Origin of the sequence: Pseudomonas sp. RSB 5.4, from assembly GCF_037126175.1 — a bacterium.
GTDB classification, from domain to species: domain Bacteria; phylum Pseudomonadota; class Gammaproteobacteria; order Pseudomonadales; family Pseudomonadaceae; genus Aquipseudomonas; species Aquipseudomonas fluorescens_H.
In genome coordinates, this window is record NZ_CP146986.1 from 5,568,818 (window position 1) to 5,595,180 (window position 26,363).

Below are 26,363 nucleotides of genomic sequence, written 5' to 3' on the forward strand. Positions count from 1 at the left end.
GGTCACGTTGTGTGCGCCGCTCTGGGGCTCGGTGTTACTTATTTATACCCACGCCGTAGAAGGGCGTCAGGCCGAACGGGCTGATCTTGAAGCCGGTCACTTCTTTGCGCAGCGGCTGGAACACGGTCGAGTTGGCAATCGGGGTGATCGGCACCTGCTGTTTAAGGATCAGTTGCGCCTGTTGATACAGTTTTACCCGTTGCGCCTTGTCGGTGGTCACCTTGGCCTGCTGCACCAGTTTGTCGTAGGCCGGATCGCACCACTTGGCGTAGTTACTGCCCTTGACCGCCGCGCAGCTGTAGAGCACGCCGAGCCAGTTGTCCGGGTCACCGTTGTCACCTGTCCAACCATAGATCATGGCGTCGTGTTCGCCATTTTTCGCGCGCTTGATGTACTCGCCCCATTCATAGCTGACGATGTTGGCCTTGATCCCGATCTTCTCCCAATCCTGCTGGATCATCTGCGCCGACATCCGCGCGTTCGGGTTGGAGGCGCGCTGCACGGTCATCGCCCACAGGTTGATGGTGGTACCTGGCGCCACTCCCGCTTCCTTGAGTAATGCCTTGGCTTTCACCGGGTCGTACGGCGCGTCCTTGATGTTCGGGTCATACGACCACTGCGCCGGCGGCAAGGCGTTCTGCGCCAGTTGGCCGGCACTCTGGTAGACGGCTTTGATGATCGCCGGTTTGTCGATGGCCATGTCCAGCGCCTGCCGCACCTTGAGCTGATCCAGTGGCGGGTGAGTGGTGTTGTAGGCGAGGAATCCGAGGTTGAAACCGGCCTGCTTCAGTACGCGCAGGTTCGGGTCTTGTTCCATCACTTCGATGTCCGCCGGGCGCGGGTAGCCGCTGACCTGGCATTCGCCGGTCTTGAGTTTTTGCAGGCGTACGGCGGCGTCGGGGGTGATCGAGAAGATCAGGTTGTCGATCTTTACGTCTTCGGGTTTCCAGTAGGCCTTGTTCGCGGCGTAGCGGATTTGTGAGTCTTTCTGGTAGCGCTTGAACACGAACGGGCCGGTGCCCACCGGTTTCTGGTTGAGGTCGGCGGCTTTGCCTTCCTTTAATAGCTGGGCAGCGTATTCGGCCGATTGCACCGAGGCGAAGCTCATGGCGAGGTTTTGCACGAACGCGGCGTCGACGTTGTTGAGGTTGAAGCGCACGGTCTGCTCGTCGAGTTTTTCCACCGATTTGATCGTGGTGTTCAGGCCCATGTCGGTGAAGTACGGGGATTCGGCGGGGTAGGCCTTGCGAAAGGCGTTGTCCGGGTCGAGCAGGCGCTGAAAGGTGAACAGCACGTCGTCGGCGTTGAAGTCGCGGGTGGGTTTGAAGTAGTCGGTGGTGTGGAATTTTACGTTTTGGCGCAGGTGGAAGGTGTACTGGAGGCCGTCCGAGCTTACGTCCCAGTTGGTCGCCAGGCCGGGTTCGACTTCGGTGCCGCCGCGTTTGAATTGGGTGAGGCGGTTGAAGACGGTTTCGGCTGAGGCGTCGAAGTCGGTGCCGCTGGTGTATTGGCTGGGGTCGAAGCCTGCGGGGCTGGCTTCGGAGCAGTAGACCAGGGTGGTGGCTGCGTTGGCGATTGGGGTTATGGCGCTCAGGGCCAGTGTGATCAGGAGTGGTTTGAGGGTGGATCTTTGCATGTCTGGCCCGTAGGTCTGGAGGTGGTTGTTCCTTGAGGTTAGCGGGGATTCGGGGGTGTTCGGAAATATCGTTTTTTGAGGGGATGCGTCTATCTCGGTATATCCAGCGCTGTTTGGGCATATCCGTTTCTTCGGGTGCTGCGGCTTATGGTTCCGCCCTTACGGCGGGTCACTTTTTACAAACGCCTAAAAAGTAACCAAAAACGCTTGCTCCTGCGTTCGGCCCGCTCGCTGGGGCTCGGGGTTCCTTCGCTGCGGGATCGATCCGGGGGCAGCGCCTCCGGTTTGCTTCGCTGCACCTCCTCTCGCTGTGTTTGGCTTCGCCAAACGGTCGCTGCGCTCCCACCCCCGGATCAATCCCTCCGCTCAGCCTTCCGACGTCGCCCGTGGATCAAGATCAAGAGCTGCAGCCGAGCTTGCGCTCATCCTGGAGTGGGGCGGCATGCGCCGCGTGCGGGTTGTACTTATGTTCCCTGTAGGAGCTGCCGCAGGCTGCGATCTTTTGATCTTGATTTTGTGGGAGCTGGCTTGCCAGCGAAGGCGGCCTGACAGCCGACCGGTCTCTAATTGACTGGACCCAGTCCCGCTGTAGGAGCTGCCGAAGGCTGCGATCTTTTGATCTTGCTTTTGAATTGTGAAAGTCAAAGTCAAAAGATCGCAGCCTTCGGCAGCTCCTACAGTGAGTGGGGTTGTGTTTAAGAATGTGTGAGAAAACCAGAACCTTCCCACAAGGTTTTCAGGTTGTCCCTCGGACGTCAGCTCTCTAGCCTTGAGCTGTCGCTGAAAACTCAGCGATCGGGCGTGAGAACCCGTAGGAACTGTTAATCCACAATCAGTACCACCATAATTGCCGCCGGCATTTCTGCTGCTGCAATGTTCTATGGCGGCTGTGTGCGGGCGGGCTTCGGTCCGGCCGGGCTTGTTCCTACCGGTTTCTCACCCCGCACATTGCTGCCACCACTCCGCCGCGTGAGAACGGCGCGTGAATGGCTATTGATTAGGAACGCTATCAATGTCCAAGCCTGTCCACGATCCACCCCCAGAAACAACCCCACTCACCGAAGCCCTCCACGCCGAAGACCTCGCAAAAAACCGCGAAGCAATCAAACGTGCCCTCGATTTCTACCTCAGCCCCGAATCCGCAAAACCACGTCCACCCAGTTCGATGTTCCTCGTCCATCCGGGCATCGACACGGAAAGCCTGCTGGCCCACGCCTGTGAATCCCTGGCCTCGGCCAACACCATGGCCAGTGATTTCGCCGATCAGCTCAGTCGCCCGCAGCGCAATACGGCGCTGGCGATTCAGCAGATCATCATGCTGGCTGAACTGGCGGTGAACCGGGCGCTGGATCGGGTGGATCCGCAAGGCTGACGACCGCGTTATCGTTCTTCGCGAGCAGGCTCGCTCCCACAGAGGAATGCATTCCAAATTGTAGGAGTGAGCCTGCTCGCGATGGCGGCGGAACATTCACCACAAAATCCAGGCACAAAAAAACCGGCGATCACTTACTGATCGCCGGTTTCTCATTCAGCCCACATCAACTCACTGCATCAGCACTTCAATCGAGCCATCGGCGGTCAGGCTGACCTGGCTGGTGCCGGCTTCTACTTCCGGCGTGACCGGTGCCGAATCCGCCATGCCGGCGGCTTTCATCATCATTGGGGCGCGCATGTACGGTTGTGGGTAGCCGTTGCTGTTGAGGTTCAGGTTGACGATTTTGTAGCCCTTGCCGCCCAGTGCATCGGTGGCCAGTTGCGCGCGGGCCTTGAAGGCGCTGACGGCTTCTTTCAGCAACTTGTCTTCGCTGGCCTTGCGGGTCGGCTCGGCGATGGCGAAGTCCATGCCGCCCATTTTCAGGTCGGTCAGCAGTTCGCCGGTGAGTTTGGACAGGGCGGCGAAGTCGGCGCTTTCCAGGCGCAGTTCGGCGCGTTCACGCCAGCCGGTGATTTTCTGGCCCTTGGTGTCGTAGATCGGGTAGCTGTTGCGGCTGCCCTGACGCAGGGTGATGTCTTTGACTTGCTTGGCCTGGGCCAGTGCCTTGTTCATGGTGGTGCTGACGTCGGCGGCGAGTTTGGCCGGGTCGGTGTTTTGCGCTTCGGTGTAGAGCGTCACGATCATCAGGTCGCGGGCCACTTCCTGGCTGACTTCGGCGCGCAGGGAGATCTGGTTGTAGTGCAGCTCATCGGCGGCCAGCGCCGGAAGGCTGGCGGCGCTGCCGACGGTCAGGGCGAGAAGGGCGGCGCTGCGGCGAAATGTGTGCATGAAAGCTCCTTGATGAGGGCGCAGGTGCTGGATCGGGGGCCTGCGTGAAACCATCAGACTCTAGCTTCTGCGATCCGGTTCGCCCAGTTACAACTTCTATACAGATGGCCGGGATCACCGCAGATCCTGAGTCGAGTGCGCTCTTGTGGCGAGGGAGCTTGCTCCCGCTGGACTGCGAAGCAGTCCCAAACCCGGCAACCGTGATCTGCCAGAAATACCGGAGATACCGGATTTACGACTGCTTCGCAGCCGAGCGGGAGCAAGCTCCCTCGCCACAGGTGATCTCGGGCAGCCATGCGGGGTAGACCAATTTTTCGGCAACGCCATGTGGTCATTTGCCGCACTTTCGCCTCTCAAAGGCGTGGCTTGGTTATACTCCGTGCGATCCGCCTGGAGCGCTCATCAGGAGAGCTCATGCTCGCCCCCGTACAACTGACTTCCGCCACTCGCCAGAACCTCTGGCGGCTGACGTTCATCCGCACCCTGGTGCTCGCCGCGCAGGCCGGTTCCGTCGGCCTGGCTTACTGGCTGCAACTGCTGCCGTTGCCGTGGGTGCAACTGGCGATGACCCTTGGCTGCTCGATTCTGCTGTGTGTGTTCACCGCCGTGCGCCTGCGTACTTCATGGCCGGTGACTGAACTCGAATACGCCCTGCAACTGGCCTGCGATCTGGTGATCCACAGTGCGTTGCTGTATTTCTCCGGCGGTTCGACCAACCCGTTCGTTTCCTATTATCTGGTGCCGCTGACCATCGCGGCGGTGACATTGCCATGGCGTTATTCGGTGATTCTGTCGGGTATTGCGCTGGCGCTGTACACCGTGATGCTCACGCGTTTCTACCCGTTGGAAACTCTGCCGGTGGCCCGCGAGAACCTGCAGATCTACGGCATGTGGCTGAGCTTCGCGCTGGCCGCTGCGGTGATCACGTTTTTCGCTGCGCGCATGGCTGAAGAGCTGCGTCGTCAGGAAGAGTTGCGGGCGATTCGCCGCGAAGAAGGCCTGCGCGATCAGCAGTTGCTGGCCGTCGCCACCCAGGCGGCCGGCGCCGCACATGAGCTCGGCACGCCGCTGGCGACCATGAGCGTGTTGCTCAAGGAGATGCAGCAGGATCATCCCGACGCGATGTTGCAGGACGATCTGAAGGTGCTGCAGGATCAGGTCAAACTGTGCAAAGAGACCCTGCAACAATTGGTGCGCGCCGCCGAGGCCAACCGGCGTATGGCCGTGGAGATGCAGGACGTCACTCAATGGCTCGACGAAGCGCTGAACCGCTGGCACCTGATGCGTCCGGAAGCCAGTTATCGCTTCCAGCGTCTCGGCCAGGGCAGCGTGCCGCGCATGGCGCCGCCGCCGGATCTGACCCAGGCGCTGCTCAACCTGCTGAACAATGCCGCCGACGCTTGCCCGGAAAATCTCCAGGTGACGCTGGACTGGGACGCGGAAACCGTGACCATCAGCATTCGTGACCACGGCGCCGGTGTGCCGCTGGCCATCGCCGAGCAGATCGGCAAACCGTTTTTTACCACCAAGGGCAAAGGTTTCGGCCTGGGCCTGTTTTTGAGCAAGGCCAGCGTGACACGCGCCGGCGGCTCAGTGAAACTCTATAGTCATGAGGAAGGCGGCACGCTCACCGAGCTGCGCCTGCCCCACGGCGCCCGAGGAGACCAACATGAGTGACGAAATCCAAGTCGAAGGCGAAGAACTGCCGCATTTGCTGCTGGTCGACGACGACGCGACCTTCACCCGAGTGATGGCCCGTGCCATGGCCCGTCGTGGCTTTCGCGTCAGCACCGCCGGTTCCGCCGAGGAAGGCCTGACCATCGCCCAGGCCGACCTGCCGGACTATGCCGCGCTGGACCTGAAAATGGACGGCGACTCCGGCCTGGTGCTGCTGCCCAAGCTGCTGGAACTGGATCCGGAAATGCGCGTGGTGATCCTCACCGGTTATTCGAGCATTGCCACCGCGGTCGAAGCGATCAAGCGCGGCGCCTGCAACTACCTGTGCAAACCGGCCGACGCCGACGACGTACTGGCCGCGCTGCTCTCCGAGCACGCCGACCTCGACAGCCTGGTGCCGGAAAACCCGATGTCGGTTGACCGTCTGCAGTGGGAGCACATCCAGCGTGTGCTGACCGAACACGAAGGCAACATTTCCGCCACTGCCCGCGCCCTGGGCATGCACCGCCGCACCCTGCAGCGCAAACTGCAGAAGCGCCCGGTTCGTCGCTGAACCTGCGCTGAACGGCCATCGCCAGCTCTCGCGATAACGCGCACCGATCAACTATGATCGGTGCGTGTCTGTTCTTTTCTTTATCGAGCCTTTTCCATGAATCAGAACGCTGAATATTCCGCGGTCAACGATGCTGTGCGCGGGCAGTTTTTTCGCAAGGTGTGGGCGATCATCACGCCTTACTGGCGCAGCGAAGAGAAGGGCAAGGCCTGGACGCTGCTGATTGCGGTGATCGCGCTCTCGTTGCTGAGCGTGGGCATCTCGGTGTGGTTCAACACCTGGTACAAGGACTTCTACAACGCCCTGCAAAAGAAGGATGAAGCGGCGTTCTGGCGCTTGATTCTGTACTTTTGCGGCATTGCGGCCGTGGCGATTATCGGCGCCGTGTACAGGCTCTATCTGACCCAGATGCTGACGATTCGCTGGCGGGCCTGGCTTACCGAAAAACATTTCTCCCGTTGGCTTGCCGACAAGAATTACTACCAGCTGGAGCAGGGCGGTTACACCGATAACCCGGACCAGCGGATTTCCGAAGACCTCAACAACTTCACCTCCAATACCCTTGAGCTGGGGATCGGCCTGCTGCGCAATATCGTCAGCCTGGTGTCGTTCTCGATCATTTTGTGGGGCGTGTCGGGCAGCATCGAAGTCTATGGCATCACCATTCCCGGCTACATGTTCTGGTGCGTGCTGGTCTACGCCGTGGTGGGCAGCTGGCTGACGCACTTGATCGGTCGTCGCTTGATCGGCCTGAACAACCAACAACAACGCTTTGAAGCCGACCTGCGTTTTTCCATGGTGCGGATTCGCGAAAATGCCGAGAGCATTGCGTTGTACAACGGCGAACCGAATGAAAACCGTCGCTTGAGCGGCCGTTTCGGCAATGTCTGGCACAACTTCTGGGACATCATGAAAGTGTCCAAGCGCCTGACATTCTTCACCGCCGGTTACAGCCAGGCGGCCATCATCTTCCCCTTTATCGTGGCCTCGCCGCGTTACCTCGCCGGCAAGATCGAACTCGGTGAGCTGATGCAGATCAGCTCGGCATTCGGCAACGTCCAGGAGAGCTTCAGCTGGTTCATCAGCGCTTACCAGAGCCTCGCGTCCTGGCGCGCCACCTGCGATCGTCTGCTGAGTTTCCGGCAGGCCATGACCGATAACGAAGAGCGCATCCCAGCCATCGACGTGCAGAATCAGGGCCGTGAGTTGAAAGTGCATAACCTCGGTCTGGATCTGGCCGACGGTCGTCACCTGTTGACCAATGCCGACATGACGGTGGAGCCGGGCGAGCGGGTGATGCTCAGCGGCCGCTCCGGCAGCGGTAAATCGACCCTGCTGCGGGCGATGGGGCACTTGTGGCCGGCGGGCCACGGCAACATCCGCTTGCCGGCGGCGCGTTATCTGTTCCTGCCGCAGAAGCCGTATCTGCCGATCGGCACCCTGCGCGAGGCGTTGAGTTATCCACAACCGGGCGACACCTACGCGCCGGAGCGCTACGTCGAGGTGCTGGAAATCTGCCGACTGCCGCATCTGGTCGCACGTCTGGACGAAGCCAATCACTGGCAGCGCATGCTGTCACCGGGTGAACAGCAACGTCTGGCCTTCGCCCGCGCCATGCTTTACGCACCGCAATGGCTGTATATGGACGAAGCGACGTCGGCGATGGATGAAGAGGATGAAGCGACGCTGTATCAGGCGCTGATCGATCAGTTACCGGGGCTGAGCATCGTTAGCGTCGGCCACCGCAGCAGCCTCAAGCGTTTCCATCCACGCCATGTGCGCATCGACAGCGGGCATCTGGTGGAGCAGGCCGTGACCGCCTGATCACCACCATTCCCCAGTGGGAGCGGGCTTGCTCGCGAAGGCGTCCATTCAGTCGACAAATCGGTTGCCTGACACACCGCCTTCGCGAGCAAGCCCGCTCCCACTGGGGGGTACGCGTGGTAAGTGATCGTACAACCCGCCTGCGCTATGATGCCCACCAAGCCGAATTTCGAGACCAGACGTAGACCATGGAAAACCCGATCGACACCCCACGCCTCCCGCGCAAGCGCCGCAGCCTCGCCCAGGAGCTGGTGACGGTGCTGACCGAGCAGATCCGCGACGGTCTGCTCAAGCGCGGCGACAAGCTGCCCACCGAGTCGGCGATCATGCAGGAACATGGCGTCAGCCGCACCGTGGTGCGTGAGGCGATTTCCCGCTTGCAGGCCGCTGGCCAGGTGGAAACCCGCCATGGCATCGGCACGTTTGTGCTGGACACGCCGAGCCCCAGCGGTTTTCGCATCGACCCGGCGACGGTCGTCACGTTGCGTGATGTGCTGGCGATTCTCGAATTGCGCATCAGCCTGGAAGTGGAGTCCGCCGGCCTCGCCGCGCAACGCCGCAGCCCCGAACAACTGGCAACCATGCGCGCCGCCCTCGATGCGCTGAACGACAGCGTGGCCCACGCCAGCGATGCGGTGGCCTCGGACTTCGCTTTCCACCTGGAAATCGCTCTGTCCACCGGCAACCGCTACTTCACCGACATCATGACCCACCTGGGCACCAGCATCATTCCGCGTACACGGCTGAATTCGGCGCGCCTTGCGCATGACGATCAGCAGCACTACATGAACCGCCTGAGCCGCGAGCACGAGGAAATCTACGAAGCGATTGCCCGCCAGGATGCCGATGCGGCGCGGGCGGCGATGCGTCTGCATTTGACCAACAGCCGCGAGAGACTGCGCCAGGCCCATGAAGAGGCGCAGGCGCAGGGGTGAAAGGTTACAGCTCCAGTTTAATGTGCAGAGTCGGTGATTTCTCAGGCTCCTGATTGAGACGTTTAGTGATGTAGTGGAGATCGGCAGTCGCTTCGGGAGTCAGTTTCTTTTCAAAAACATCTTTGGGGATTGAGAAAGTGATTTGCATTCCTAACTCGGGCGCAGTCAGTACGTGATGGTGTTGCCACGTGGTACCGGAGGTGGTCACTACATGAAAAGTAATTCCGTCACCGACAGATGCATGAGGGTAGGGCGGCACTTCTCCGTGGGCATCTCCCGTCAGTTTGCCAACATAAAGTTTTCCGTCTTCTGCTTCCCTGAGACTTGGCGCAGCCAAAGCTTTAGCTTGTGCAGTCATGATCAAACTCCGTTTCAATATCCATCAAACCGTTCAAGGCACGCTGATTACGGCGTTACCTGGCGGAGCCGGTTCGTTAACTCCTTGAACATTGAAGCCGGAAGCGGATTACGCCGGCACCTGTAAGAAATACCAGTCTCGACGAACGGTCGTAATCACTCGAGGTTTGCGCTATCGGAAAAACTGCCATCGCGAGCAAGCCCGCGCCCACTCTGGAATGCATTTCAACTGTGGGAGCGGGCTTGCTCGCGAAGGGGCCGGTGAATTCAGCGCGGCAATATCGAGCGATCCACCCTCACCGCCAGTTTCGCTTTACCCGGCTTGGCAGCAAACGCCACTTCGCCTGATTGATCCACAACCCCCCGCGCAATCGGCTTGCCATCGGCCAGCAACTCCAGCGGCGCACCTTGCAGCGATTGCCCCGACGCCAGTTCCAGTTTCAATTTGATCGTCATGCCCATTCTCCTTAATTGACGTTGCCGCTCGGGTGATAGTCCTTGAGCAGCAGGTAGGTGCTCCAGCCCCACCAGTTGTCGACGGTGGCGGTGTCGTTGAGGTTGTTCACATCTTTGCGGCGCAAGACTTTGCCGCCCTCGACGCGGAACAGCGGCGCGAAGTTATTGGAAATATTCAGCACCGCCGTCAGGTCGGGCACGCGTTGCAGTGCGGCGAATGTGGACGGGGCGGGCAGCGTGCCGCTCAAGTAAGCGGCAAACACCTCATCCGCCGAGGCCTGCACCGCCAGATTGACCTGGGTGCGGTTGTCCGCGTCGCTGGCTTCGAAGTAGCGCTTGTCGCCGTACGCGCGCCATTGATCGCCATGGGCGTTACCCACCTTGAGGCCGAATTTGCTGTCCTCGTCGTGCATGAAACGGGTGATCAGTGAACCCAGATCGCTCGGGGTCACCACCGCGGCAAGCTCCTTGCGCGGTACTCGCAAGTGGCCGGATGAGAACAGGTCGGTGAGGAAGTGGTCGGCAAACGCGTTCATCGCGTAGGCGCGCTCCGTTTGCTGTTTATCCTGACTGGCGCGGGCGGCGATGGCGGTTTGCAGGGCGGCGGTGTGACCGGCGATATAGGCCAGTCTTGCCCATTCGCCGAAGTGGTCGGCGTTGTTCGCCGCCAGTTTCAGATAACGCCCGAGCGGGATCAGCGCGGAGACGAAACTGCCGCCACCGGTGATCCTGTTCCACTCTTCGGACAACGTATCTCCCAGTGCGTCGTAGGCTTCGTGCGCCGGTTTACCGTCCTGGATCGCTTGTTTAACCGCGTCGATCTCTTTTTGCATGACCGCGAGAATCTGCGTGGCCTCGGCGCGCGAGGCCGGGAGTACTGCGAGGGAGTCGAAGGCGGCATTGAACCGGTTCAGGCGATCGGCCGGGGTCGCACCTTCGTTGATCGGTCGATCAACCACGCCGTAGAAATCACCGCCCAGCGCCAGCACCTGACCGTAGGTCAGCGCGAGGCCGTTGGGCAGGTGCAAGGGCACGTTTTGCGCGCGGATCGGTTCAGCGTTTTCAGCAAGGCGCAGCAGGGTGTTGTCGCCGATGGCCGTGTGCTCGCCACCTTCGAAGCGCAGTTTGGGCTTGCCTTTGAGGGTGTTGCCGGGCGGGGCGCTTAGCGGTTCGACATCGCTGTGGGCGTCGGCGATGTGCAACACCAGATGCGGATTGTCGGCGCTGAAGTGGATGCCGTTTTCCGTGAAAAGATCATCGAAACGAGCGATCAGCGGTTTGGGTCTTTCCTGTGGTTTTGGGTGCGGTCCGGACATTTCTTGCTCCTTGATATGCCGTCGATGGATTTATTTTTAACTGTATGGATATACAGCCTAATCGAGCCTAGACCAGATTTTTCCTACGTCAAGAAGGGATCTTGTCCGACAAAAAGCGTGGGGCAACGATGAAATGCAGTTGACGGTTGTCTTTTAAGTTGTACGATGACCTACAACTTCAGCGCTGGCTGAATCATAAAACTCACAAAAAATGTTGCTACCCAGGGTGTTCGAAAAATGAATCCACAAGAACTGAAGTCCATCCTCTCCGCCGGTCTGTTGTCGTTCCCGGTCACCGATTTCAACGCCCAGGGCGATTTCAACCGCGCCGGCTACATCAAGCGTCTGGAATGGCTGGCCCCGTATGGCGCTTCGGCACTGTTCGCCGCCGGTGGCACCGGTGAGTTCTTCTCCCTGGCAGCCAGCGAATACTCGGAGATCATCAAGACTGCGGTCGATACCTGCGCCAGCAGCGTGCCGATTCTGGCCGGTGTCGGCGGTTCGACCCGTCAGGCCATCGAATACGCACAGGAAGCCGAGCGTCTGGGCGCCAAAGGCCTGTTGCTGCTGCCGCACTACCTGACCGAAGCGAGTCAGGACGGCGTTGCCGCCCACGTTGAAGCCGTGTGCAAATCGGTGAGCATCGGTGTGGTGGTCTACAACCGCAACGTCTGCCGCCTGAACGCGGCGCTGCTGGAACGTCTGGCCGAGCGCTGCCCGAACCTGATCGGCTACAAGGACGGTCTGGGCGATATCGAGTTGATGGTGTCGATCCGTCGTCGCCTCGGCGATCGCTTCAGCTACCTCGGCGGCCTGCCGACCGCTGAAGTCTACGCCGCCGCCTACAAGGCGCTGGGCGTGCCGGTTTACTCGTCGGCGGTGTTCAACTTCATTCCGAAAACCGCGATGGATTTCTACCACGCGATTGCCCGCGACGATCACGCCACCGTCGGCAAAATCATCGACGACTTCTTCCTGCCGTACCTCGACATCCGCAACCGCAAAGCCGGTTACGCCGTGAGCATCGTCAAGGCCGGGGCCAAGATTGCCGGCTATGACGCAGGCCCGGTGCGGGCGCCGCTGACCGACCTGACCGGCGAAGAATTCGAAATGCTCGCCGCGCTGATCGACAAGCAAGGCGCGCAATAAACACGGACCCACAAGGCCGCTGAGCAATCAGCGGCTTTTGCGTAGAGAGGAGAATTTCTGTGGCTGATTTCAAGCGTTACGACAACTACATCAACGGTGAATGGGTCGCCGGTGCCGATTACTCGGCCAACATCAACCCGTCCGAGTTGAGCGACACCATCGGCGACTACGCCAAGGCTGATCTGACTCAGGTTCACGCCGCCATCGATGCGGCCCGCGCCGCGTTCCCGGCGTGGTCGACGTCCGGCATTCAGGCCCGTCACGATGCGCTGGATAAAGTCGGCACGGAAATCCTCGCCCGTCGCGAAGAACTCGGCACCCTGCTGGCCCGGGAAGAGGGCAAGACCCTGCCCGAAGCCATCGGCGAAGTGACCCGCGCCGGCAACATCTTCAAATTCTTCGCCGGTGAATGCCTGCGTCTGTCCGGAGACTACGTGCCGTCGGTGCGCCCGGGCGTCAATGTCGAAGTGACCCACGAAGCCCTCGGCGTGGTCGGTCTGATCACCCCGTGGAACTTCCCGATTGCCATCCCTGCATGGAAGATCGCCCCGGCGCTGGCCTACGGCAACTGCGTGGTCTTGAAACCGGCGGACCTGGTGCCGGGCTGCGCCTGGGCACTGGCGGAAATCATTTCCCGCGCAGGCTTCCCCGCCGGCGTGTTCAACCTGGTGATGGGCAGCGGGCGGGTGGTCGGCGAAGCGCTGGTCAACAGCCCGAAAGTCGATGGCATCAGCTTCACCGGTTCGGTTGGCGTGGGTCGGCAGATCGCGGTCAGTTGCGTGTCGCGTCAGGCCAAGGTGCAGCTGGAAATGGGCGGCAAGAACCCGCAGATCATTCTCGACGACGCCGACCTCAAGCAAGCGGTCGAGCTGTCGGTGCAGAGCGCGTTCTACTCCACCGGCCAGCGTTGCACGGCGTCGAGCCGCTTGATCGTCACCGCCGGGATTCACGACAAATTCGTCGAGGCGATGGCCGAACGCATGAAGTCGATCAAGGTCGGCCACGCGCTGAAATCCGGCACCGACATTGGTCCAGTGGTGTCGCAGGCGCAGCTGGAACAGGACATGAAGTACATCGACATCGGTCAGAGCGAAGGCGCACGTCTGGTCAGCGGTGGTGGTCTGGTGACCTGCGACACCGAGGGCTATTTCCTCGCGCCAACGCTGTTTGCCGACAGCGAAGCCTCGATGCGCATCAGCCGTGAAGAAATCTTCGGCCCGGTGGCCAACATTGTTCGCGTGGCCGATTACGAGGCGGCGCTGGCGATGGCCAACGACACCGAGTTCGGCCTGTCCGCCGGTATCGCCACCACCTCGCTGAAGTACGCCAACCACTTCAAGCGTCACTCGCAAGCCGGGATGGTCATGGTCAACCTGCCGACCGCCGGTGTCGATTACCACGTTCCGTTCGGTGGCCGTAAGGGTTCATCCTATGGCTCACGTGAGCAAGGCCGCTATGCACAAGAGTTCTACACGGTCGTGAAGACCAGCTACATCGGTTCCTGATACACGCAATACCTGTGGGAGCTGGCTTGCCAGCGATGCGGACGACGCGATATGTCCTCGTACCGCGGTGATGCCATCGCCGGCAAGCCAGCTCCCACAAAAGCAACACCAAAGAAGATTCACCCGCGCATAAAAATAATCAGTGGGAGTACATCTACATGCAACCGTCCAAGCCGACTCACGTCCGCTATTTGATCCTGCTCATGTTGTTTCTGGTGACCACGATCAACTACGCCGACCGCGCGACCATCGCCATCGCCGGTTCCAGCCTGCAAAAAGACCTCGGCATCGACGCGGTCACTCTTGGTTATATCTTCTCCGCCTTCGGTTGGGCCTACGTGGCCGGGCAGATCCCCGGTGGCTGGCTGCTCGATCGCTTCGGCTCGAAAAAAGTCTATGCCCTGAGCATTTTCTGCTGGTCGCTGTTCACCGTGCTGCAGGGCTTTGTCGGTGAGTTCGGCATGTCCACGGCGATTGTTGCGCTGTTCATGCTGCGCTTTCTGGTGGGCCTGGCCGAAGCGCCGTCGTTCCCCGGCAACGCTCGAATTGTCGCAGCGTGGTTCCCGACGGCTGAACGTGGCACCGCTTCGGCGATTTTCAACTCGGCGCAATACTTCGCCACGGTGCTGTTCGCGCCGCTGATGGGCTGGATTGTCTATACCTTTGGCTGGGAACACGTGTTCATTGTCATGGGCGGTTTCGGCATTGTCTTCTCGCTGATCTGGCTCAAGGTTATCCACAGCCCGCGCCAGCATCCGATGGCCAACGACGCCGAAGTGCAGTTCATCGCCGACAACGGCGGCATGGTCGACATGGATCAGAAGCAAGGCAAAAAGTCGGACGGGCCGAAGTGGGATTACATCCGCCAGTTGCTTACCAACCGCATGATGCTCGGCGTGTACCTGGGCCAGTACTGTATCAACGGCATCACTTATTTCTTCCTGACCTGGTTCCCGGTGTACCTGGTGCAGGAGCGCGGCATGACCATTCTCAAGGCGGGTTTCATCGCCTCGTTGCCGGCGATCTGCGGCTTCATCGGCGGCGTACTCGGCGGGGTGATTTCCGATTACCTGCTGCGCAAAGGACATTCGCTGACCTTCGCCCGCAAGGCACCGATCATCGGCGGTCTGCTGGTGTCGAGCAGCATCGTCGCCTGCAATTACGTGGACATCGAATGGATGGTGGTCGGCTTCATGGCCCTGGCGTTCTTCGGCAAAGGCGTGGGTGCGCTGGGCTGGGCAGTGGTCTCCGACACTTCGCCGAAACAGATCGCCGGTCTCAGTGGTGGCTTGTTCAACATGTTCGGCAACATCGCATCGATCACCACACCGATCGTGATTGGCTACATCATCAGTTCCACCGGTTCGTTCAAGTGGGCACTGGTGTTCGTCGGCGCCAACGCACTGGTGGCGGTGTTCAGCTACCTGGTGATCGTCGGTCCGATCAAACGTGTGGTGCTCAAAGAGCCGCCAACCAACGGTGGTTCTGAAATCACCGGCAAATTGTCTCAAGCGCATTCCTGAGGAGCGGCGTCATGCAGTTGATTGAACATTCCGACTCGCCGCGCTACATCCGCCTGCATGAGCGGGACAACGTAGTGATTGTGGTCAACGACCAGGGCGTACCGGCCGGCACCGAATTCCCGGACGGTCTGGTGACCGTGGATTTTGTGCCGCAGAGCCACAAGGTCACCCTCGAAGACATTCCCGAGGGCGGTCAGGTGATTCGCTACGGTCAGACCATCGGCTACGCGTTGCAGCCGATTCCACGCGGCAGTTGGGTCAAGGAAGATCAACTGCGCATGCCGACCGCGCCGCCGCTGGACAGCCTGCCGCTGTCCACCGAAGTACCGGCCGCGCAGGCACCGCTGGAAGGTTTCACCTTTGAGGGGTACCGCAACGCCGACGGCACCGTCGGTACGCGCAACATCCTCGGGATCACCACCACGGTGCAGTGCGTGACCGGTGTACTCGATCACGCGGTGAAACGCATCAAGGACGAGTTGCTGCCGAAATACCCGCACGTCGATGACGTGGTGGCGCTGACCCACAGTTACGGTTGTGGCGTGGCGATCACTGCCACCGATGCGTACATCCCGATCCGCACCGTGCGCAATCTGGCGCGCAACCCGAACCTCGGCGGCGAAGCGTTGGTGATCAGTCTGGGCTGCGAGAAATTGCAGGCCGGACAGGTGATGCACGAGGACGACGCCTCGGTGGATCTCAGCGAGCCGTGGCTCTATCGCTTGCAGGATTCCAGCCACGGTTTTACCGAGATGATCGAGCAGATCATGGCGCTGGCTGAAGTCCGTTTGAAGAAGCTCGACCAGCGCCGCCGCGAAACCGTGCCGGCGTCGGAGCTGATCCTCGGCATGCAGTGCGGCGGCAGCGATGCGTTCTCCGGAATCACCGCCAACCCGGCGCTGGGTTATGCCTCGGACTTGCTGCTGCGCGCAGGAGCGACGGTGATGTTTTCCGAAGTCACCGAAGTGCGCGATGCAATCTATCTGCTGACCTCCCGTGCCGAGACCAAGACCGTGGCGCAGGAACTGGTGCGCGAGATGGACTGGTACGACCGCTATCTGGCCAAGGGCGAAGCAGATCGCAGCGCCAACACCACGCCGGGTAACAAGAAGGGCGGGTTGTCGAACATTGTCGAGAAGTCCCTGGGTTCGATCGTCAAATCCGGCAGCAGCGCGATCAACGGCGTGCTCGGCCCGGGCGAGCGTTTCAAACGCAAGGGCCTGATCTTCTGCGCAACACCGGCGAGTGATTTTGTCTGCGGCACCTTGCAGTTGGCAGCGGGGATGAACCTGCATGTGTTCACCACCGGGCGTGGCACGCCGTATGGCCTGGCGATGGCGCCGGTGGTCAAGGTCTCGACCCGGACCGAACTGGCGCAGCGCTGGCCGGACCTGATCGACATCGATGCCGGACGGATCGCCACCGGGCGCGCGACCATCGAGGAATTGGGCTGGGAGTTGTTCCACTACTACCTGGATGTGGCGAGCGGCAAGCAGCAGACCTGGGCGGAGAAGCACAAGCTGCATAACGACATCACCTTGTTCAATCCGGCGCCGATTACCTGACCCTGTGGCGAGGGAGCTTGCTCCCGCTGGACTGCAAAGCAGTCCCATCTTTTGGGGCCGCTTCGCGACCCAGCGGGAGCAAGCTCCCTCGCCACAGGTGTGACCGCTCCCACATTGGATCTGTGGTTTTTCTGTGGGAGCGGGCTTGCTCGCGAAGGCAATCTGACAGACGCCGGAGGACTCGCTGGCTTATCATTAGCCCCTGACGACGCTCACCCAAAGGCTCCCCCGGCATGCTGGCAATCTTCCTCGACACTCTGAATATCACCGCGCCGGTGTTCGCCATGCTGTTCCTCGGGGTGTTGCTCAAGCGTATCGAGTGGATCAACGACAACTTTATCCACACGGCCTCGGCGCTGGTGTTCAACGTCAGCATGCCGGCGCTGCTGTTTCTGGGGATTCTGCATGCGGATCTGCACGCCGCGCTGCAACCGGCGCTGCTGATCTATTTTGCGCTCGCCACGCTGGCGAGTTTTGCCCTTGCCTGGGGCTGGGCGATCATCAAGTGCCCGCGTGAAGATCGCGGCATCTACACCCAGGGCGCGTTTCGCGGCAACAACGGGGTGATTGGTCTGGCGCTGGCGGCGAGCATGTACGGCGACTACGGGATTTCCCTCGGGGCGATTCTCGCGGCGCTGGTGATCCTGTTCTACAACACGCTGTCGACCATCGTGCTCGCGGTGTACAGCCCGGTGATCAAGTCCGATCCGTGGAGCATCTGCAAAAGCGTGTTCAGCAATCCGTTGATCATCAGCGTGATCGCGGCGGCGCCGTTTGCCTGGTTCAAGCTCAGCCTGCCGGGCTGGCTGGAAACCTCCGGGCAGTATCTGGCACAAACCACCTTGCCGTTGGCGCTGATCTGCATTGGCGGCACGTTGTCACTGGCGGCGCTGCGCAAGAGCGGCAGCATGGCGCTGAGTTCGAGCCTGGTGAAGATGATCGGCCTGCCGCTGCTGGCGACGCTCGGTGCATGGCTGTGGGGTTTTCGGGGGGCGGAACTGGGGATTCTGTTTCTGTACTTCGGCAGCCCGACGGCGGCAGCCAGTTTCGTCATGGCCCGGGCGGCGCAGGGCAATCATGAGCTGGCGGCGGCGATCATTGTCATGACCACGCTGATGGCGGCGGTGACCACCAATATCGGGATCTTTCTGTTGCAGTGGGGTGGGTGGATCTGACTGACATTTTCGCTGGCTGACAGGGCCTCTTCGCGAGCAAGCCCGCTCCCACAGGTTTTTGTGTTGTTAATCAGATTTCAACAACACCAAAGAACCCTGTGGGAGCGGGCTTGCTCGCGAAGGCGTCAGTCCAGTCACTCAGGTTTCTGATAGGTATCGATCACTTCCTGCGCCGCCCGAAACGCATCAATCGCCGCCGGCACCCCGGCGTACACCGCGCAATGCAGCAACGCTTCACGAATCTCCTCGACCGTGCAGCCATTGTTCAGCGCGCCACGCACGTGGCCTTTCAATTCCTGCGGACACTTCAACGCGGTCAGCGCGGCGAGGGTGATCAGGCTGCGGGTTTTCAGTGGCAGACCTTCGCGATTCCACACGCCGCCCCAGGCGTGCTCATTGACGAAATCCTGCAACGGCTGAGTGAATTCGGTGGCGTTGCCCAGCGCGCGATCAACGAACGCATCGCCCATTACCTGACGGCGGATTTCAACCCCGGTTTTCTGCGAATCGGTCATGGCACATCCCTCTTGTGGTGTTGGCGGCGCCAGGCGCGTACGGACGTGAACAACAGGAACGCCAGCAGCGTCGGCAGCACGTAAAACAGCATCAGCTTTTCCAGTTTGCCGGCCAGCGGCATGCCGGTGGTGAACGACACCACGTGCAGCCCGTAAGCCAGGTACAAACCGAGCAGTAACAAACCTTCGGCGCGGGTCACACGGTAGCCGGAATAGAACACTGGCAGGCACAGCGCGGCGACGCCGAGCATCACCGGCAAGTCGAAATCCAGCGCGTTGGGCGAGACCGACAACGGCGTCGGCGCGATCAACGCAGTGATACCGAGCACTCCCAGCAGATTGAACAGGTTGGCGCCGATCACGTTGCCCACGGCGATATCGCGTTGCCCGCGCAGTGCCGCTATCAATGAGGTGGCGAGTTCCGGCAGCGAGGTGCCGACCGCGACCACGGTCAGGCCGATCACCCGCTCGGAGAAGCCCAGATCGGTCGCCACCGCCACGGCGGCGCCGAGCAGCAAATGCCCGGCGAACACCAGCAGCGCCAGCCCGACAGCGATCATCAGCAGACTGCTGAGCCACGGCGCCTGCGGGGTTTGCGGCAATTCCGAATGCGGGCGCGCCGAGTGCCGCGACTGGCGCAGCAGCAAGCCCAGATACAACGCCAGCGCGGCGAGCAGCAGGACGCCGTCGAAGCGGCTGATCTGTTCATTCCAGGCGAGGACGAACACCAGCAGACTGGCGCCGATCATCAGCGGAATATCCAGACGCACCAGTTGTCGCGAAACCCGCAACGGAATGATCAGTGCCGACAGGCCGAGGGTCACGAGGATGTTGAAGATGCTGCTGCCGATCACGCTGCCGACGGCGATGTCGGGGTTGTGCGCGAGGGTCGCTTGCAGGCTGACTGCCATCTGCGGGGCACTGCTGCCGAGGGCGACGATGGTCAGGCCGATGATCAGTGGTCGCACATGCAAGCGTGCGGCGAGACGCACGGCGGCGCGCACCATCAGTTCGGCGCCGAGGATCAGCAGTAGCAGGCCACTGAGCAGTTCGATCACGTTGATCAGCGGTAAATCGGCTAGCGCGAAAATGGCGGGTGCTCCATCAGTCGTCGAGGGCCTGCACGCGAACCCGTGCCGTACCGCTGCCGAGCATACCGAGTTGTTCGGCGGCTTCGCGTGAAACATCAATCAGACGGCCACGGGTATGCGGTCCGCGGTCGTTGATGCGCACCACGCAGGATTTGTCATTTTTCAGGTTGGTGACCTTCACCCGCGTACCGAATGGCAGTTGGCGATGGGCGGCGGTCAGGGAATGCTGGTTGAACGCTTCGCCGCTGGCGGTGCGTTTACCGTGGTGTTGGGCGCCGTAGTAGGAGGCGACCCCGGTCTGGTCGTAACCGTGCGGGTCGATGATGTCGTTGCTGGCGCAACCGGCGAGCAAGGAGAGCAGGGCGCACGCGCCGAGCAGGCGTTTCATTCGAAAGCTCCCAAAATAATTGTGGCGAGGGAGCTTGCTCCCGCTCGGCCGCGAAGCGGTCGCAAAACCGGCAACCACATTCTTTCTGGAAGAGTGCGGTTGCCGACTTGGGTCTGCTGCGCAGACCAGCGGGAGCAAGCTCCCTTGCCACAGGGGATCAGAGCCAGTAACAAATGCTGGCTCCATTTGTGGTCAGCCTTCGAGCTTGCTTTTCAGCAGTTCGTTCACTTGCTGCGGGTTGGCCTTGCCTTTCGAAGCCTTCATGGCCTGACCGACGAAGAAGCCGAACATCTTGCCGCGTTTGGCTTCGTCTGCCGCGCGGTATTGCTCGACCTGCTCGGCGTTGGCCGCGAGCATTTCGTCCAGCACCGCCGAGATGGCGCCGGTGTCGGTCACTTGCTTGAGACCGCGCTTGTCGATGATCTCGTCCGCCGTGCCTTCGCCGTTGGCCATCGCTTCGAACACCACTTTGGCGATCTTGCCGGAGATGGTGTTGTCCTTGATGCGCTGCAGCATGCCGCCCAACAATTCAGCGGAAACCGGCGAATCCTCGATGTCCAGGCCTTGCTTGTTGAGCAGGCTGCCCAACTCGACCATCACCCAGTTCGCCGCCAGTTTGGCGTCGCCGCCGATGGCGGCGACTTTCTCGAAGTAGTCCGCTTGCTCACGGCTGGTGGCCAGCACGTTGGCGTCGTAGGCCGACAGACCGAACTGGCTCTGGAAGCGCTCGCGTTTTTGCGGTGGCAGTTCCGGCAGAGTGGCACGCACCTCGCCGAGGAACGACTCTTCGATGACCACTGGCAGCAGGTCCGGGTCGGGGAAGTAACGGTAGTCGTTGGCTTCCTCTTTGGAGCGCATCGGACGGGTTTCGTCCTTGTTCGGATCGTACAGACGTGTCTGCTGGATCACTTTGCCGCCGTCTTCGATCAGCTCGATCTGACGCTGGATCTCGGAGTTGATCGCCTTCTCGATGAAGCGGAACGAGTTGACGTTCTTGATTTCGCAGCGGGTGCCGAACTCGACCTGGCCTTTCGGCCGTACCGACACGTTGCAGTCGCAACGCAGCGAACCTTCGGCCATGTTGCCGTCACAGATGCCCAGGTAACGCACCAGCGCATGGATCGCCTTGACGTAAGCCACGGCTTCCTTGGCGCTGCGCATGTCAGGCTCGGAAACGATTTCCAGCAGCGGTGTGCCGGCACGGTTCAGGTCGATGCCGGTGGCACCGTTGAATTCTTCGTGCAGGCTCTTGCCGGCGTCTTCTTCCAGGTGCGCGCGGGTGATGCCGACACGTTTGACGGTGCCGTCTTCCAGTGCGATGTCCAGGTGGCCCTTGCCGACGATCGGCAATTCCATCTGGCTGATCTGGTAGCCTTTCGGCAGATCCGGGTAGAAGTAGTTTTTGCGGGCGAACACGTTGTGCTGACCGATCTCGGCGTCAATCGCCAGACCGAACATCACCGCCATGCGCACCGCTTCCTGGTTCAGCACCGGCAATACGCCGGGCATGCCCAGGTCGATCAGGCTGGCCTGGGTGTTCGGCTCGGAGCCGAACTGAGTGGAACTACCGGAAAAGATTTTCGACCGGGTAGTGAGCTGAGTGTGAATCTCCAGCCCGATCACGACTTCCCATTGCATGTGTGTCTCCTCAGAAGCCGGTTGGGGTGCGGGTGTGCCAGTCAGTGTTCAACTGATACTGGTGCGCAACATTGAGCAAACGGCCTTCCTGGAAATACGGCGCAAGCAACTGCACGCCAACCGGCAGACCGTCGACAAAACCGGCCGGCATCGACAGGCCTGGCAGGCCCGCGAGGTTGGCGGTGATGGTGTAGACGTCTTCCAGATAGGCAGCGACCGGGTCGCTGTTCTTGGCGCCGAGCTTCCAGGCCGGGTTCGGCGTGGTTGGGCCGAGGATGATGTCGACTTCATTAAAGGCCGCCATGAAGTCGTTCTTCACCAGGCGACGGATCTTCTGCGCTTTCAGGTAGTAGGCGTCGTAGTAACCGGCGGACAGCGCGTAGGCACCGACCATGATCCGGCGCTGCACTTCCGGCCCGAAGCCTTCGCCACGCGAGCGCTTGTACAGGTCGATCAGGTTTTCCGGGTTCTCGCAGCGATGGCCGAAACGCACGCCGTCGAAACGCGACAGGTTCGAGGAGGCCTCGGCCGGGGCGATCACGTAGTACGCAGGGATCGCGTGCTGCATGTTCGGCAGGCTGATTTCCTTGATCACGGCACCGAGCTTCTGCAGCTCTTTGATGCTGTTCTGGATCAGGTCGGCGATGCGCGGGTCGAGACCGGCGCTGAAGTATTCCTTCGGCACGCCGATGCGCAGGCCCTGCAGCGATGTGTTGAGGCTGGCGGAGTAATCCGGAACCGGCTCATCGATGCTGGTGGAATCGTTCTGGTCGAACCCGGCCATACCTTGCAACAAAATTGCGCAGTCCTCGGCAGTGCGCGCCAACGGGCCGCCCTGATCGAGGCTGGAGGCGTAAGCGATCATGCCCCAGCGCGAAACACGACCGTAGGTCGGTTTCAGGCCGGTGAGGTTGGTGAATGCAGCTGGCTGACGAATCGAACCACCGGTGTCGGTGGCCGTGGCCGCCGGCAACAGACGAGCGGCAACTGCCGCTGCCGAACCACCGGACGAACCGCCCGGCACGTGTTCCAGGTTCCACGGGTTTTTCACCGCGCCGTACCAGCTCGACTCGTTGGCCGAACCCATGGCGAATTCGTCCATGTTGGTCTTGCCCAGAGTCACGGCACCGGCAGCGGCCAGTTTCGCGACCACGGTGGCATCGTACGGGGCTTTGAAGTTGTCGAGCATCTTCGAGCCGCAGCTGGTGCGGATGCCCTGGGTGCAGAACAGGTCCTTGTGGGCGATCGGCGCGCCGAGCAGGGCGCCGCTCTCACCGTTGGCCCGGCGCGCGTCGGCGGCTTTCGCCTGCTCGAGTGCCAGCTCTTCGGTGAGGCTGATGAAACTGTTGAGCTGCGGGTCGAGCTGGGTAATACGCGCCAGCAGGACTTTGGTCAGCTCTTCGGAGGAAAACTTTTTATCGGCGAGACCGCGGGCGATCTCGGCCAGAGTCATTTGATGCATTGCAGGCTCTTTCCCTTTAGTCGATGACTTTCGGAACCAGATACAGGCCGTTTTCGACCGCTGGTGCGATGGACTGATAGGCCTCGCGGTGATTGGTCTCGGTCACGACGTCGGCGCGCAGGCGCTGACTGGCTTCCAGCGGGTGGGCCAAAGGCTCGATACCGTCGGTATCAACGGCCTGCATTTCGTCGACCAGCCCGAGAATGCTGTTGAGGGCGGAAGTAATGTGCGGAAGATCGGCATCATTCAGGCCAAGGCAGGCCAGATGTGCGATTTTTTCCACGTCGGAGCGTTCTAGCGCCATCGGGATTCTCCAGTGGAAAACAGAACGGACGGCGTCCGTGTGTTAGATTGTCGGAACACTACCGCACTTCTACGGTCATAAGGCCGCGATTGTGGGGCTTGGTGCACAGAAAAGCGGCCAATTTAACATATTGGCGCCTTGCCCAAAATCCCTGTCGTTGTTAGAGTTTGCCGCACTTTTTTACCCACGCGTTGCCTAGGGTCCCTTTCCCATGTTCAAGAAACTGCGTGGCATGTTTTCCAGCGATCTTTCCATTGACCTGGGCACTGCCAACACCCTTATTTACGTGCGCGAGCGCGGTATCGTCCTGAATGAGCCATCGGTTGTGGCCATTCGGACACACGGTAACCAGAAAAGTGTCGTAGCTGTCGGCACCGAAGCCAAGCGCATGCTCGGTCGTACGCCGGGCAACATTGCTGCCATTCGTCCGATGAAGGACGGCGTGATCGCCGACTTCAGCGTCTGCGAAAAGATGCTGCAATACTTTATCAACAAGGTGCACGAAAACAGCTTTCTGCAGCCCAGCCCTCGTGTGCTGATCTGCGTTCCATGCAAATCCACCCAGGTCGAGCGTCGTGCCATCCGTGAATCGGCCCTTGGTGCCGGTGCCCGTGAAGTGTTCCTGATCGAAGAGCCAATGGCTGCTGCGATCGGTGCCGGCCTGCCGGTTGAAGAAGCACGCGGTTCGATGGTCGTCGATATCGGTGGTGGTACCACTGAAATCGCGCTGATCTCCCTGAACGGTGTGGTCTACGCCGAATCCGTCCGCGTCGGCGGCGACCGCTTCGACGAAGCGATCATCACCTACGTGCGCCGCAACTACGGCAGCCTGATCGGTGAATCGACTGCCGAGCGCATCAAGCAGGAAATCGGTACGGCCTACCCGGGCGGCGAAGTGCGCGAAGTCGACGTTCGCGGTCGTAACCTTGCCGAAGGCGTTCCACGCGCATTCACCCTGAACTCCAATGAAGTGCTGGAAGCTCTGCAAGAGTCGCTGGCTACTATCGTTCAGGCGGTGAAAAGCGCGCTGGAGCAATCGCCGCCGGAACTGGCTTCCGACATCGCCGAGCGTGGCCTGGTGCTGACCGGTGGTGGCGCGCTGCTGCGTGACCTCGACAAGCTGCTGGCTCAGGAAACCGGTCTGCCGGTGATCGTTGCCGAAGATCCGCTGACCTGTGTTGCTCGCGGCGGTGGCCGTGCATTGGAAATGATGGACAAGCACACCATGGACCTGCTCTCCAGCGAATAAGCGCTGGGTTGCAATACGTGGGTGAGCGCACAGGCAGCACTTTGCAGTGCTGCCTGTTGGCGTTTATCTTCTGTCAGTCTTCATCCAGGCCGGTTTGATGCCGTATGAATAAACAGAACATTTGCCTGGGAGGAGCGGCTTATTAAACCGCTTTTCGCCAAAGGCCCTTCGTTGGGTGTGCGCCTGTTGGTGCTGGCCGTGCTGTCGGTCGCGCTGATGGTGGTCGATGCCCGCTTCGACCTGCTCAAACCCGCGCGCAAACAAGCGTCGCTGGTGTTGATGGACGCCTACTGGATCACCGACCTGCCCGGACGGCTGTGGGAAGGGGTCGCCAGTCAGTTCGGCAGTCGTACCGAGCTTGTCGCCGAAAACGAAAAACTCAAGACCGAAAACCTGCTGTTGCAGGGCCGCATGCAAAAGCTTGCCGCCCTCACCGAGCAGAACGTGCGGCTGCGCGAGTTGCTCAATTCCTCTGCACTGGTCAACGAAAAGGTCGAAGTGGCCGAGTTGATCGGCATGGACCCCAATCCCTTCACCCATCGCATCATCATCAATAAAGGTGAGCGCGATGGCGTGGTGCTCGGTCAGCCGGTGCTCGATGCACGCGGTCTGATGGGCCAGGTGGTCGAGTTGATGCCGTACACCTCCCGGGTGCTGCTGCTGACCGACACCACTCACAGCATTCCTGTACAGGTGAACCGTAACGGTCTGCGGGCGATTGCCAGCGGTACCGGCAACCCGGAACGCCTGGAACTGCGGCACGTTGCCGATACCGCCGACATCAAGGAAGGCGACCTGTTGGTCAGCTCCGGCCTCGGTCAGCGCTTCCCGGCCGGTTATCCGGTGGCGACGGTCAAGGAAGTCATCCACGATTCAGGCCAGCCTTTCGCGATTGTCCGCGCGGTGCCGACCGCTGCGCTGAACCGCAGCCGTTATCTGCTGCTGGTGTTCAGCGACAACCGCACCGCCGAAGAGCGCGCCAACGATGCGGCGCAGGCCCAGGAAAATCTTGATGCGCAGGGCGGTGGCCCGGTGCTTCCGGCCACAGTGCCGAAAATCGTCAACAGCCCGGCTGCCGCTGCAGCAACAACCGCCCCCGCAGCACCTGCCGCCGCGGCCAGCACTACGCCGGCCAAACCGGTAGCGAGCAAACCGCCTGCGACCAAGCCTGCGGCAGCGAGTAAACCGCCGGCGTCCCAGCCTGCTGCGCGTCCGGCGGCGAAACCGCCGGTCACCGCGCCGGCCAATACCGGGAGACAAGAATAATGGTTGGGGCTACTGCTTCCCGTAACGGCTGGATGGTCTGGCTGACATTTCTCATCGGTCTGCTGCTCAGCGTGTCGCCGATGCCGCAATTCATGGAAATCCTGCGTCCGCTCTGGCTGGCGCTGCTGCTGGCATTCTGGGCGTTGGCCCTGCCTCAAACCGTGGGCATGGTCACGGCGTTTTGCCTGGGGTTGGCCGAAGACGTGCTGTACGGCACGCTGCTTGGGCAGAACGCCTTGATCCTGACCCTGATCACCTTCCTGGTGCTGTCCTTGCAGCAACGCCTGCGGATGTTCCCGATGTGGCAGCAATGCCTGGTGATCCTGGTGATCTTCGGCCTCGCTCAGTTGGTTCAACTGTGGCTGAGTGCCCTGACCGGCAACCGCCAGCCAACTCTGGCGCTGGTGCTGCCAGCCTTGACCAGCGCCTTGCTCTGGCCTTGGGTCAGCTTTGCTTTGCGTGGATTGCGCCGCCGCTACAAAATCAACTGATTCGGTCAGGCATGTGCCCGCACCT

General features: G+C 60.9%; 24 protein-coding genes and 1 pseudogene. 14 read left to right on the forward strand and 11 right to left on the reverse strand.

What is annotated here, in order from left to right; genetic code table 11:
• Positions 1-34 precede the first annotated feature (34 nt).
• Complete coding sequence (locus tag V9L13_RS24980) at positions 35-1,636, reverse strand: ABC transporter substrate-binding protein (protein ID WP_338800815.1); 1,602 nt, start codon at positions 1,634-1,636, stop codon at positions 35-37.
• 1,012 nt (positions 1,637-2,648) lie between these two features.
• On the opposite strand from V9L13_RS24980, the gene V9L13_RS24985 reads away from it, so the two are divergent.
• Entirely contained in the window at positions 2,649-3,008 is a 360-nt protein-coding gene (locus V9L13_RS24985; protein ID WP_338800816.1) for a DUF6124 family protein, read from the forward strand.
• 171 nt (positions 3,009-3,179) lie between these two features.
• Here the strand turns inward: V9L13_RS24985 and V9L13_RS24990 are convergent, their stop codons facing one another.
• Positions 3,180-3,899 carry an SIMPL domain-containing protein gene (locus V9L13_RS24990; RefSeq protein ID WP_338800817.1) on the reverse strand — a complete coding sequence of 240 codons (720 nt, stop codon included), beginning with the start codon at positions 3,897-3,899 and terminating at the stop codon, positions 3,180-3,182.
• Positions 3,900-4,313: 414 nt separating this feature from the next.
• Between V9L13_RS24990 and V9L13_RS24995 the strand changes: the two genes are divergently transcribed.
• The 5 genes and pseudogenes from V9L13_RS24995 to V9L13_RS25015 all read left to right on the forward strand — a co-directional run bounded on the left by V9L13_RS24995 (position 4,314) and on the right by V9L13_RS25015 (position 8,888).
• The gene (locus tag V9L13_RS24995; RefSeq protein ID WP_003221626.1) at positions 4,314-5,576 is read left to right on the forward strand and encodes an ATP-binding protein; all 1,263 of its coding nucleotides are present in this window, start codon (positions 4,314-4,316) and stop codon (positions 5,574-5,576) included.
• On the forward strand, positions 5,569-6,129 hold the full coding sequence (locus tag V9L13_RS25000; protein WP_003221630.1) for a response regulator transcription factor: 561 nt from the start codon (positions 5,569-5,571) through the stop codon (positions 6,127-6,129). The genes V9L13_RS24995 and V9L13_RS25000 overlap by 8 nt, the downstream gene beginning before the upstream one ends.
• 96 nt (positions 6,130-6,225) lie before the next feature.
• Positions 6,226-7,953, forward strand: coding sequence for an ABC transporter ATP-binding protein/permease (locus tag V9L13_RS25005; protein ID WP_338800818.1), 1,728 nt, complete (start codon positions 6,226-6,228; stop codon positions 7,951-7,953).
• A 16-nt stretch (positions 7,954-7,969) separates the two neighbouring features.
• Positions 7,970-8,056 (forward strand): annotated as a pseudogene (locus tag V9L13_RS25010) (metal ABC transporter ATP-binding protein); the annotation flags it as partial.
• 85 nt (positions 8,057-8,141) lie between these two features.
• Entirely contained in the window at positions 8,142-8,888 is a 747-nt protein-coding gene (locus tag V9L13_RS25015; RefSeq protein ID WP_103485926.1) for a FadR/GntR family transcriptional regulator, read from the forward strand.
• Positions 8,889-8,892: 4 nt separating this feature from the next.
• Here V9L13_RS25015 and V9L13_RS25020 read toward each other — a convergent pair whose 3' ends face one another.
• The 3 genes from V9L13_RS25020 to V9L13_RS25030 form a co-directional block, all read right to left on the reverse strand.
• Positions 8,893-9,246 (reverse strand): hypothetical protein, encoded by a 354-nt coding sequence (locus V9L13_RS25020; protein ID WP_338800819.1) that lies wholly within the window; start codon positions 9,244-9,246, stop codon positions 8,893-8,895.
• A 266-nt stretch (positions 9,247-9,512) separates the two neighbouring features.
• Positions 9,513-9,701, reverse strand: a complete 189-nt coding sequence (locus V9L13_RS25025) for a hypothetical protein (protein ID WP_103485928.1) — start codon at positions 9,699-9,701, stop codon at positions 9,513-9,515.
• 11 nt (positions 9,702-9,712) lie between these two features.
• Complete coding sequence (locus tag V9L13_RS25030; RefSeq protein WP_338800820.1) at positions 9,713-11,017, reverse strand: phospholipase; 1,305 nt, start codon at positions 11,015-11,017, stop codon at positions 9,713-9,715.
• 237 nt (positions 11,018-11,254) lie between these two features.
• Here V9L13_RS25030 and kdgD point away from each other — a divergent pair, with 237 nt between their 5' ends.
• The 5 genes from kdgD to V9L13_RS25055 all read left to right on the forward strand — a co-directional run bounded on the left by kdgD (position 11,255) and on the right by V9L13_RS25055 (position 17,934).
• Positions 11,255-12,166 carry a 5-dehydro-4-deoxyglucarate dehydratase gene (gene kdgD / locus V9L13_RS25035; protein WP_338800821.1) on the forward strand — a complete coding sequence of 304 codons (912 nt, stop codon included), beginning with the start codon at positions 11,255-11,257 and terminating at the stop codon, positions 12,164-12,166.
• Between the two features lie 59 nt (positions 12,167-12,225).
• Positions 12,226-13,671: an aldehyde dehydrogenase family protein gene (locus V9L13_RS25040; protein WP_338800822.1), complete on the forward strand. Its 1,446-nt coding sequence runs from the start codon at positions 12,226-12,228 to the stop codon at positions 13,669-13,671.
• Positions 13,672-13,829: 158 nt separating this feature from the next.
• Positions 13,830-15,194, forward strand: coding sequence for an MFS transporter (locus V9L13_RS25045; RefSeq protein ID WP_003221643.1), 1,365 nt, complete (start codon positions 13,830-13,832; stop codon positions 15,192-15,194).
• Between the two features lie 11 nt (positions 15,195-15,205).
• The gene (gene garD / locus V9L13_RS25050; protein ID WP_338800823.1) at positions 15,206-16,759 is read left to right on the forward strand and encodes a galactarate dehydratase; all 1,554 of its coding nucleotides are present in this window, start codon (positions 15,206-15,208) and stop codon (positions 16,757-16,759) included.
• Between the two features lie 233 nt (positions 16,760-16,992).
• Positions 16,993-17,934 (forward strand): AEC family transporter, encoded by a 942-nt coding sequence (locus V9L13_RS25055; protein WP_103485933.1) that lies wholly within the window; start codon positions 16,993-16,995, stop codon positions 17,932-17,934.
• Positions 17,935-18,068: 134 nt separating this feature from the next.
• Here V9L13_RS25055 and V9L13_RS25060 read toward each other — a convergent pair whose 3' ends face one another.
• The 6 genes from V9L13_RS25060 to gatC all read right to left on the reverse strand — a co-directional run bounded on the left by V9L13_RS25060 (position 18,069) and on the right by gatC (position 23,332).
• Complete coding sequence (locus V9L13_RS25060) at positions 18,069-18,449, reverse strand: carboxymuconolactone decarboxylase family protein (RefSeq protein ID WP_027610831.1); 381 nt, start codon at positions 18,447-18,449, stop codon at positions 18,069-18,071.
• Positions 18,446-19,507 (reverse strand): calcium/sodium antiporter, encoded by a 1,062-nt coding sequence (locus tag V9L13_RS25065; RefSeq protein WP_003221649.1) that lies wholly within the window; start codon positions 19,505-19,507, stop codon positions 18,446-18,448. Before V9L13_RS25065 ends, V9L13_RS25060 begins: the two co-directional genes overlap by 4 nt.
• Before the next feature lie 46 nt (positions 19,508-19,553).
• Entirely contained in the window at positions 19,554-19,928 is a 375-nt protein-coding gene (locus V9L13_RS25070) for a septal ring lytic transglycosylase RlpA family protein (RefSeq protein ID WP_003221651.1), read from the reverse strand.
• A 192-nt stretch (positions 19,929-20,120) separates the two neighbouring features.
• Positions 20,121-21,566: an Asp-tRNA(Asn)/Glu-tRNA(Gln) amidotransferase subunit GatB gene (gene gatB, locus V9L13_RS25075; RefSeq protein ID WP_103521629.1), complete on the reverse strand. Its 1,446-nt coding sequence runs from the start codon at positions 21,564-21,566 to the stop codon at positions 20,121-20,123.
• 10 nt (positions 21,567-21,576) lie between these two features.
• Entirely contained in the window at positions 21,577-23,028 is a 1,452-nt protein-coding gene (gene gatA, locus V9L13_RS25080) for an Asp-tRNA(Asn)/Glu-tRNA(Gln) amidotransferase subunit GatA (RefSeq protein WP_003221655.1), read from the reverse strand.
• Positions 23,029-23,044: 16 nt separating this feature from the next.
• Entirely contained in the window at positions 23,045-23,332 is a 288-nt protein-coding gene (gene gatC / locus V9L13_RS25085) for an Asp-tRNA(Asn)/Glu-tRNA(Gln) amidotransferase subunit GatC (RefSeq protein WP_003221657.1), read from the reverse strand.
• A 211-nt stretch (positions 23,333-23,543) separates the two neighbouring features.
• Here gatC and mreB point away from each other — a divergent pair, with 211 nt between their 5' ends.
• From mreB to mreD, 3 genes are all read left to right on the forward strand, one after another.
• The gene (gene mreB, locus V9L13_RS25090; RefSeq protein ID WP_002555108.1) at positions 23,544-24,581 is read left to right on the forward strand and encodes a rod shape-determining protein MreB; all 1,038 of its coding nucleotides are present in this window, start codon (positions 23,544-23,546) and stop codon (positions 24,579-24,581) included.
• 141 nt (positions 24,582-24,722) lie between these two features.
• Complete coding sequence (mreC, locus tag V9L13_RS25095) at positions 24,723-25,847, forward strand: rod shape-determining protein MreC (protein ID WP_080593219.1); 1,125 nt, start codon at positions 24,723-24,725, stop codon at positions 25,845-25,847.
• A complete protein-coding gene (gene mreD / locus V9L13_RS25100; RefSeq protein ID WP_003221660.1) occupies positions 25,847-26,338 on the forward strand; it encodes a rod shape-determining protein MreD in 492 nt (163 codons plus the stop codon). The genes mreC and mreD overlap by 1 nt, the downstream gene beginning before the upstream one ends.
• Positions 26,339-26,363: the final 25 nt, after the last annotated feature.

Bases quoted from the DNA above. Each gene is read 5' to 3' on its own strand.
- V9L13_RS24980 (WP_338800815.1), bottom strand. From the start codon at position 1,636: ATGCAAAGATCCACCCTCAAACCACTCCTGATCACACTGGCCCTGAGC.
- V9L13_RS24985 (WP_338800816.1), top strand. From the start codon at position 2,649: ATGTCCAAGCCTGTCCACGATCCACCCCCAGAAACAACCCCACTCACC.
- V9L13_RS24990 (WP_338800817.1), bottom strand. From the start codon at position 3,899: ATGCACACATTTCGCCGCAGCGCCGCCCTTCTCGCCCTGACCGTCGGC.
- V9L13_RS24995 (WP_003221626.1), top strand. From the start codon at position 4,314: ATGCTCGCCCCCGTACAACTGACTTCCGCCACTCGCCAGAACCTCTGG.
- V9L13_RS25000 (WP_003221630.1), top strand. From the start codon at position 5,569: ATGAGTGACGAAATCCAAGTCGAAGGCGAAGAACTGCCGCATTTGCTG.
- V9L13_RS25005 (WP_338800818.1), top strand. From the start codon at position 6,226: ATGAATCAGAACGCTGAATATTCCGCGGTCAACGATGCTGTGCGCGGG.
- V9L13_RS25015 (WP_103485926.1), top strand. From the start codon at position 8,142: ATGGAAAACCCGATCGACACCCCACGCCTCCCGCGCAAGCGCCGCAGC.
- V9L13_RS25020 (WP_338800819.1), bottom strand. From the start codon at position 9,246: ATGACTGCACAAGCTAAAGCTTTGGCTGCGCCAAGTCTCAGGGAAGCA.
- V9L13_RS25025 (WP_103485928.1), bottom strand. From the start codon at position 9,701: ATGACGATCAAATTGAAACTGGAACTGGCGTCGGGGCAATCGCTGCAA.
- V9L13_RS25030 (WP_338800820.1), bottom strand. From the start codon at position 11,017: ATGTCCGGACCGCACCCAAAACCACAGGAAAGACCCAAACCGCTGATC.
- kdgD (WP_338800821.1), top strand. From the start codon at position 11,255: ATGAATCCACAAGAACTGAAGTCCATCCTCTCCGCCGGTCTGTTGTCG.
- V9L13_RS25045 (WP_003221643.1), top strand. From the start codon at position 13,830: ATGCAACCGTCCAAGCCGACTCACGTCCGCTATTTGATCCTGCTCATG.
- garD (WP_338800823.1), top strand. From the start codon at position 15,206: ATGCAGTTGATTGAACATTCCGACTCGCCGCGCTACATCCGCCTGCAT.
- V9L13_RS25055 (WP_103485933.1), top strand. From the start codon at position 16,993: ATGCTGGCAATCTTCCTCGACACTCTGAATATCACCGCGCCGGTGTTC.
- V9L13_RS25060 (WP_027610831.1), bottom strand. From the start codon at position 18,449: ATGACCGATTCGCAGAAAACCGGGGTTGAAATCCGCCGTCAGGTAATG.
- V9L13_RS25070 (WP_003221651.1), bottom strand. From the start codon at position 19,928: ATGAAACGCCTGCTCGGCGCGTGCGCCCTGCTCTCCTTGCTCGCCGGT.
- gatB (WP_103521629.1), bottom strand. From the start codon at position 21,566: ATGCAATGGGAAGTCGTGATCGGGCTGGAGATTCACACTCAGCTCACT.
- gatA (WP_003221655.1), bottom strand. From the start codon at position 23,028: ATGCATCAAATGACTCTGGCCGAGATCGCCCGCGGTCTCGCCGATAAA.
- gatC (WP_003221657.1), bottom strand. From the start codon at position 23,332: ATGGCGCTAGAACGCTCCGACGTGGAAAAAATCGCACATCTGGCCTGC.
- mreB (WP_002555108.1), top strand. From the start codon at position 23,544: ATGTTCAAGAAACTGCGTGGCATGTTTTCCAGCGATCTTTCCATTGAC.
- mreD (WP_003221660.1), top strand. From the start codon at position 25,847: ATGGTTGGGGCTACTGCTTCCCGTAACGGCTGGATGGTCTGGCTGACA.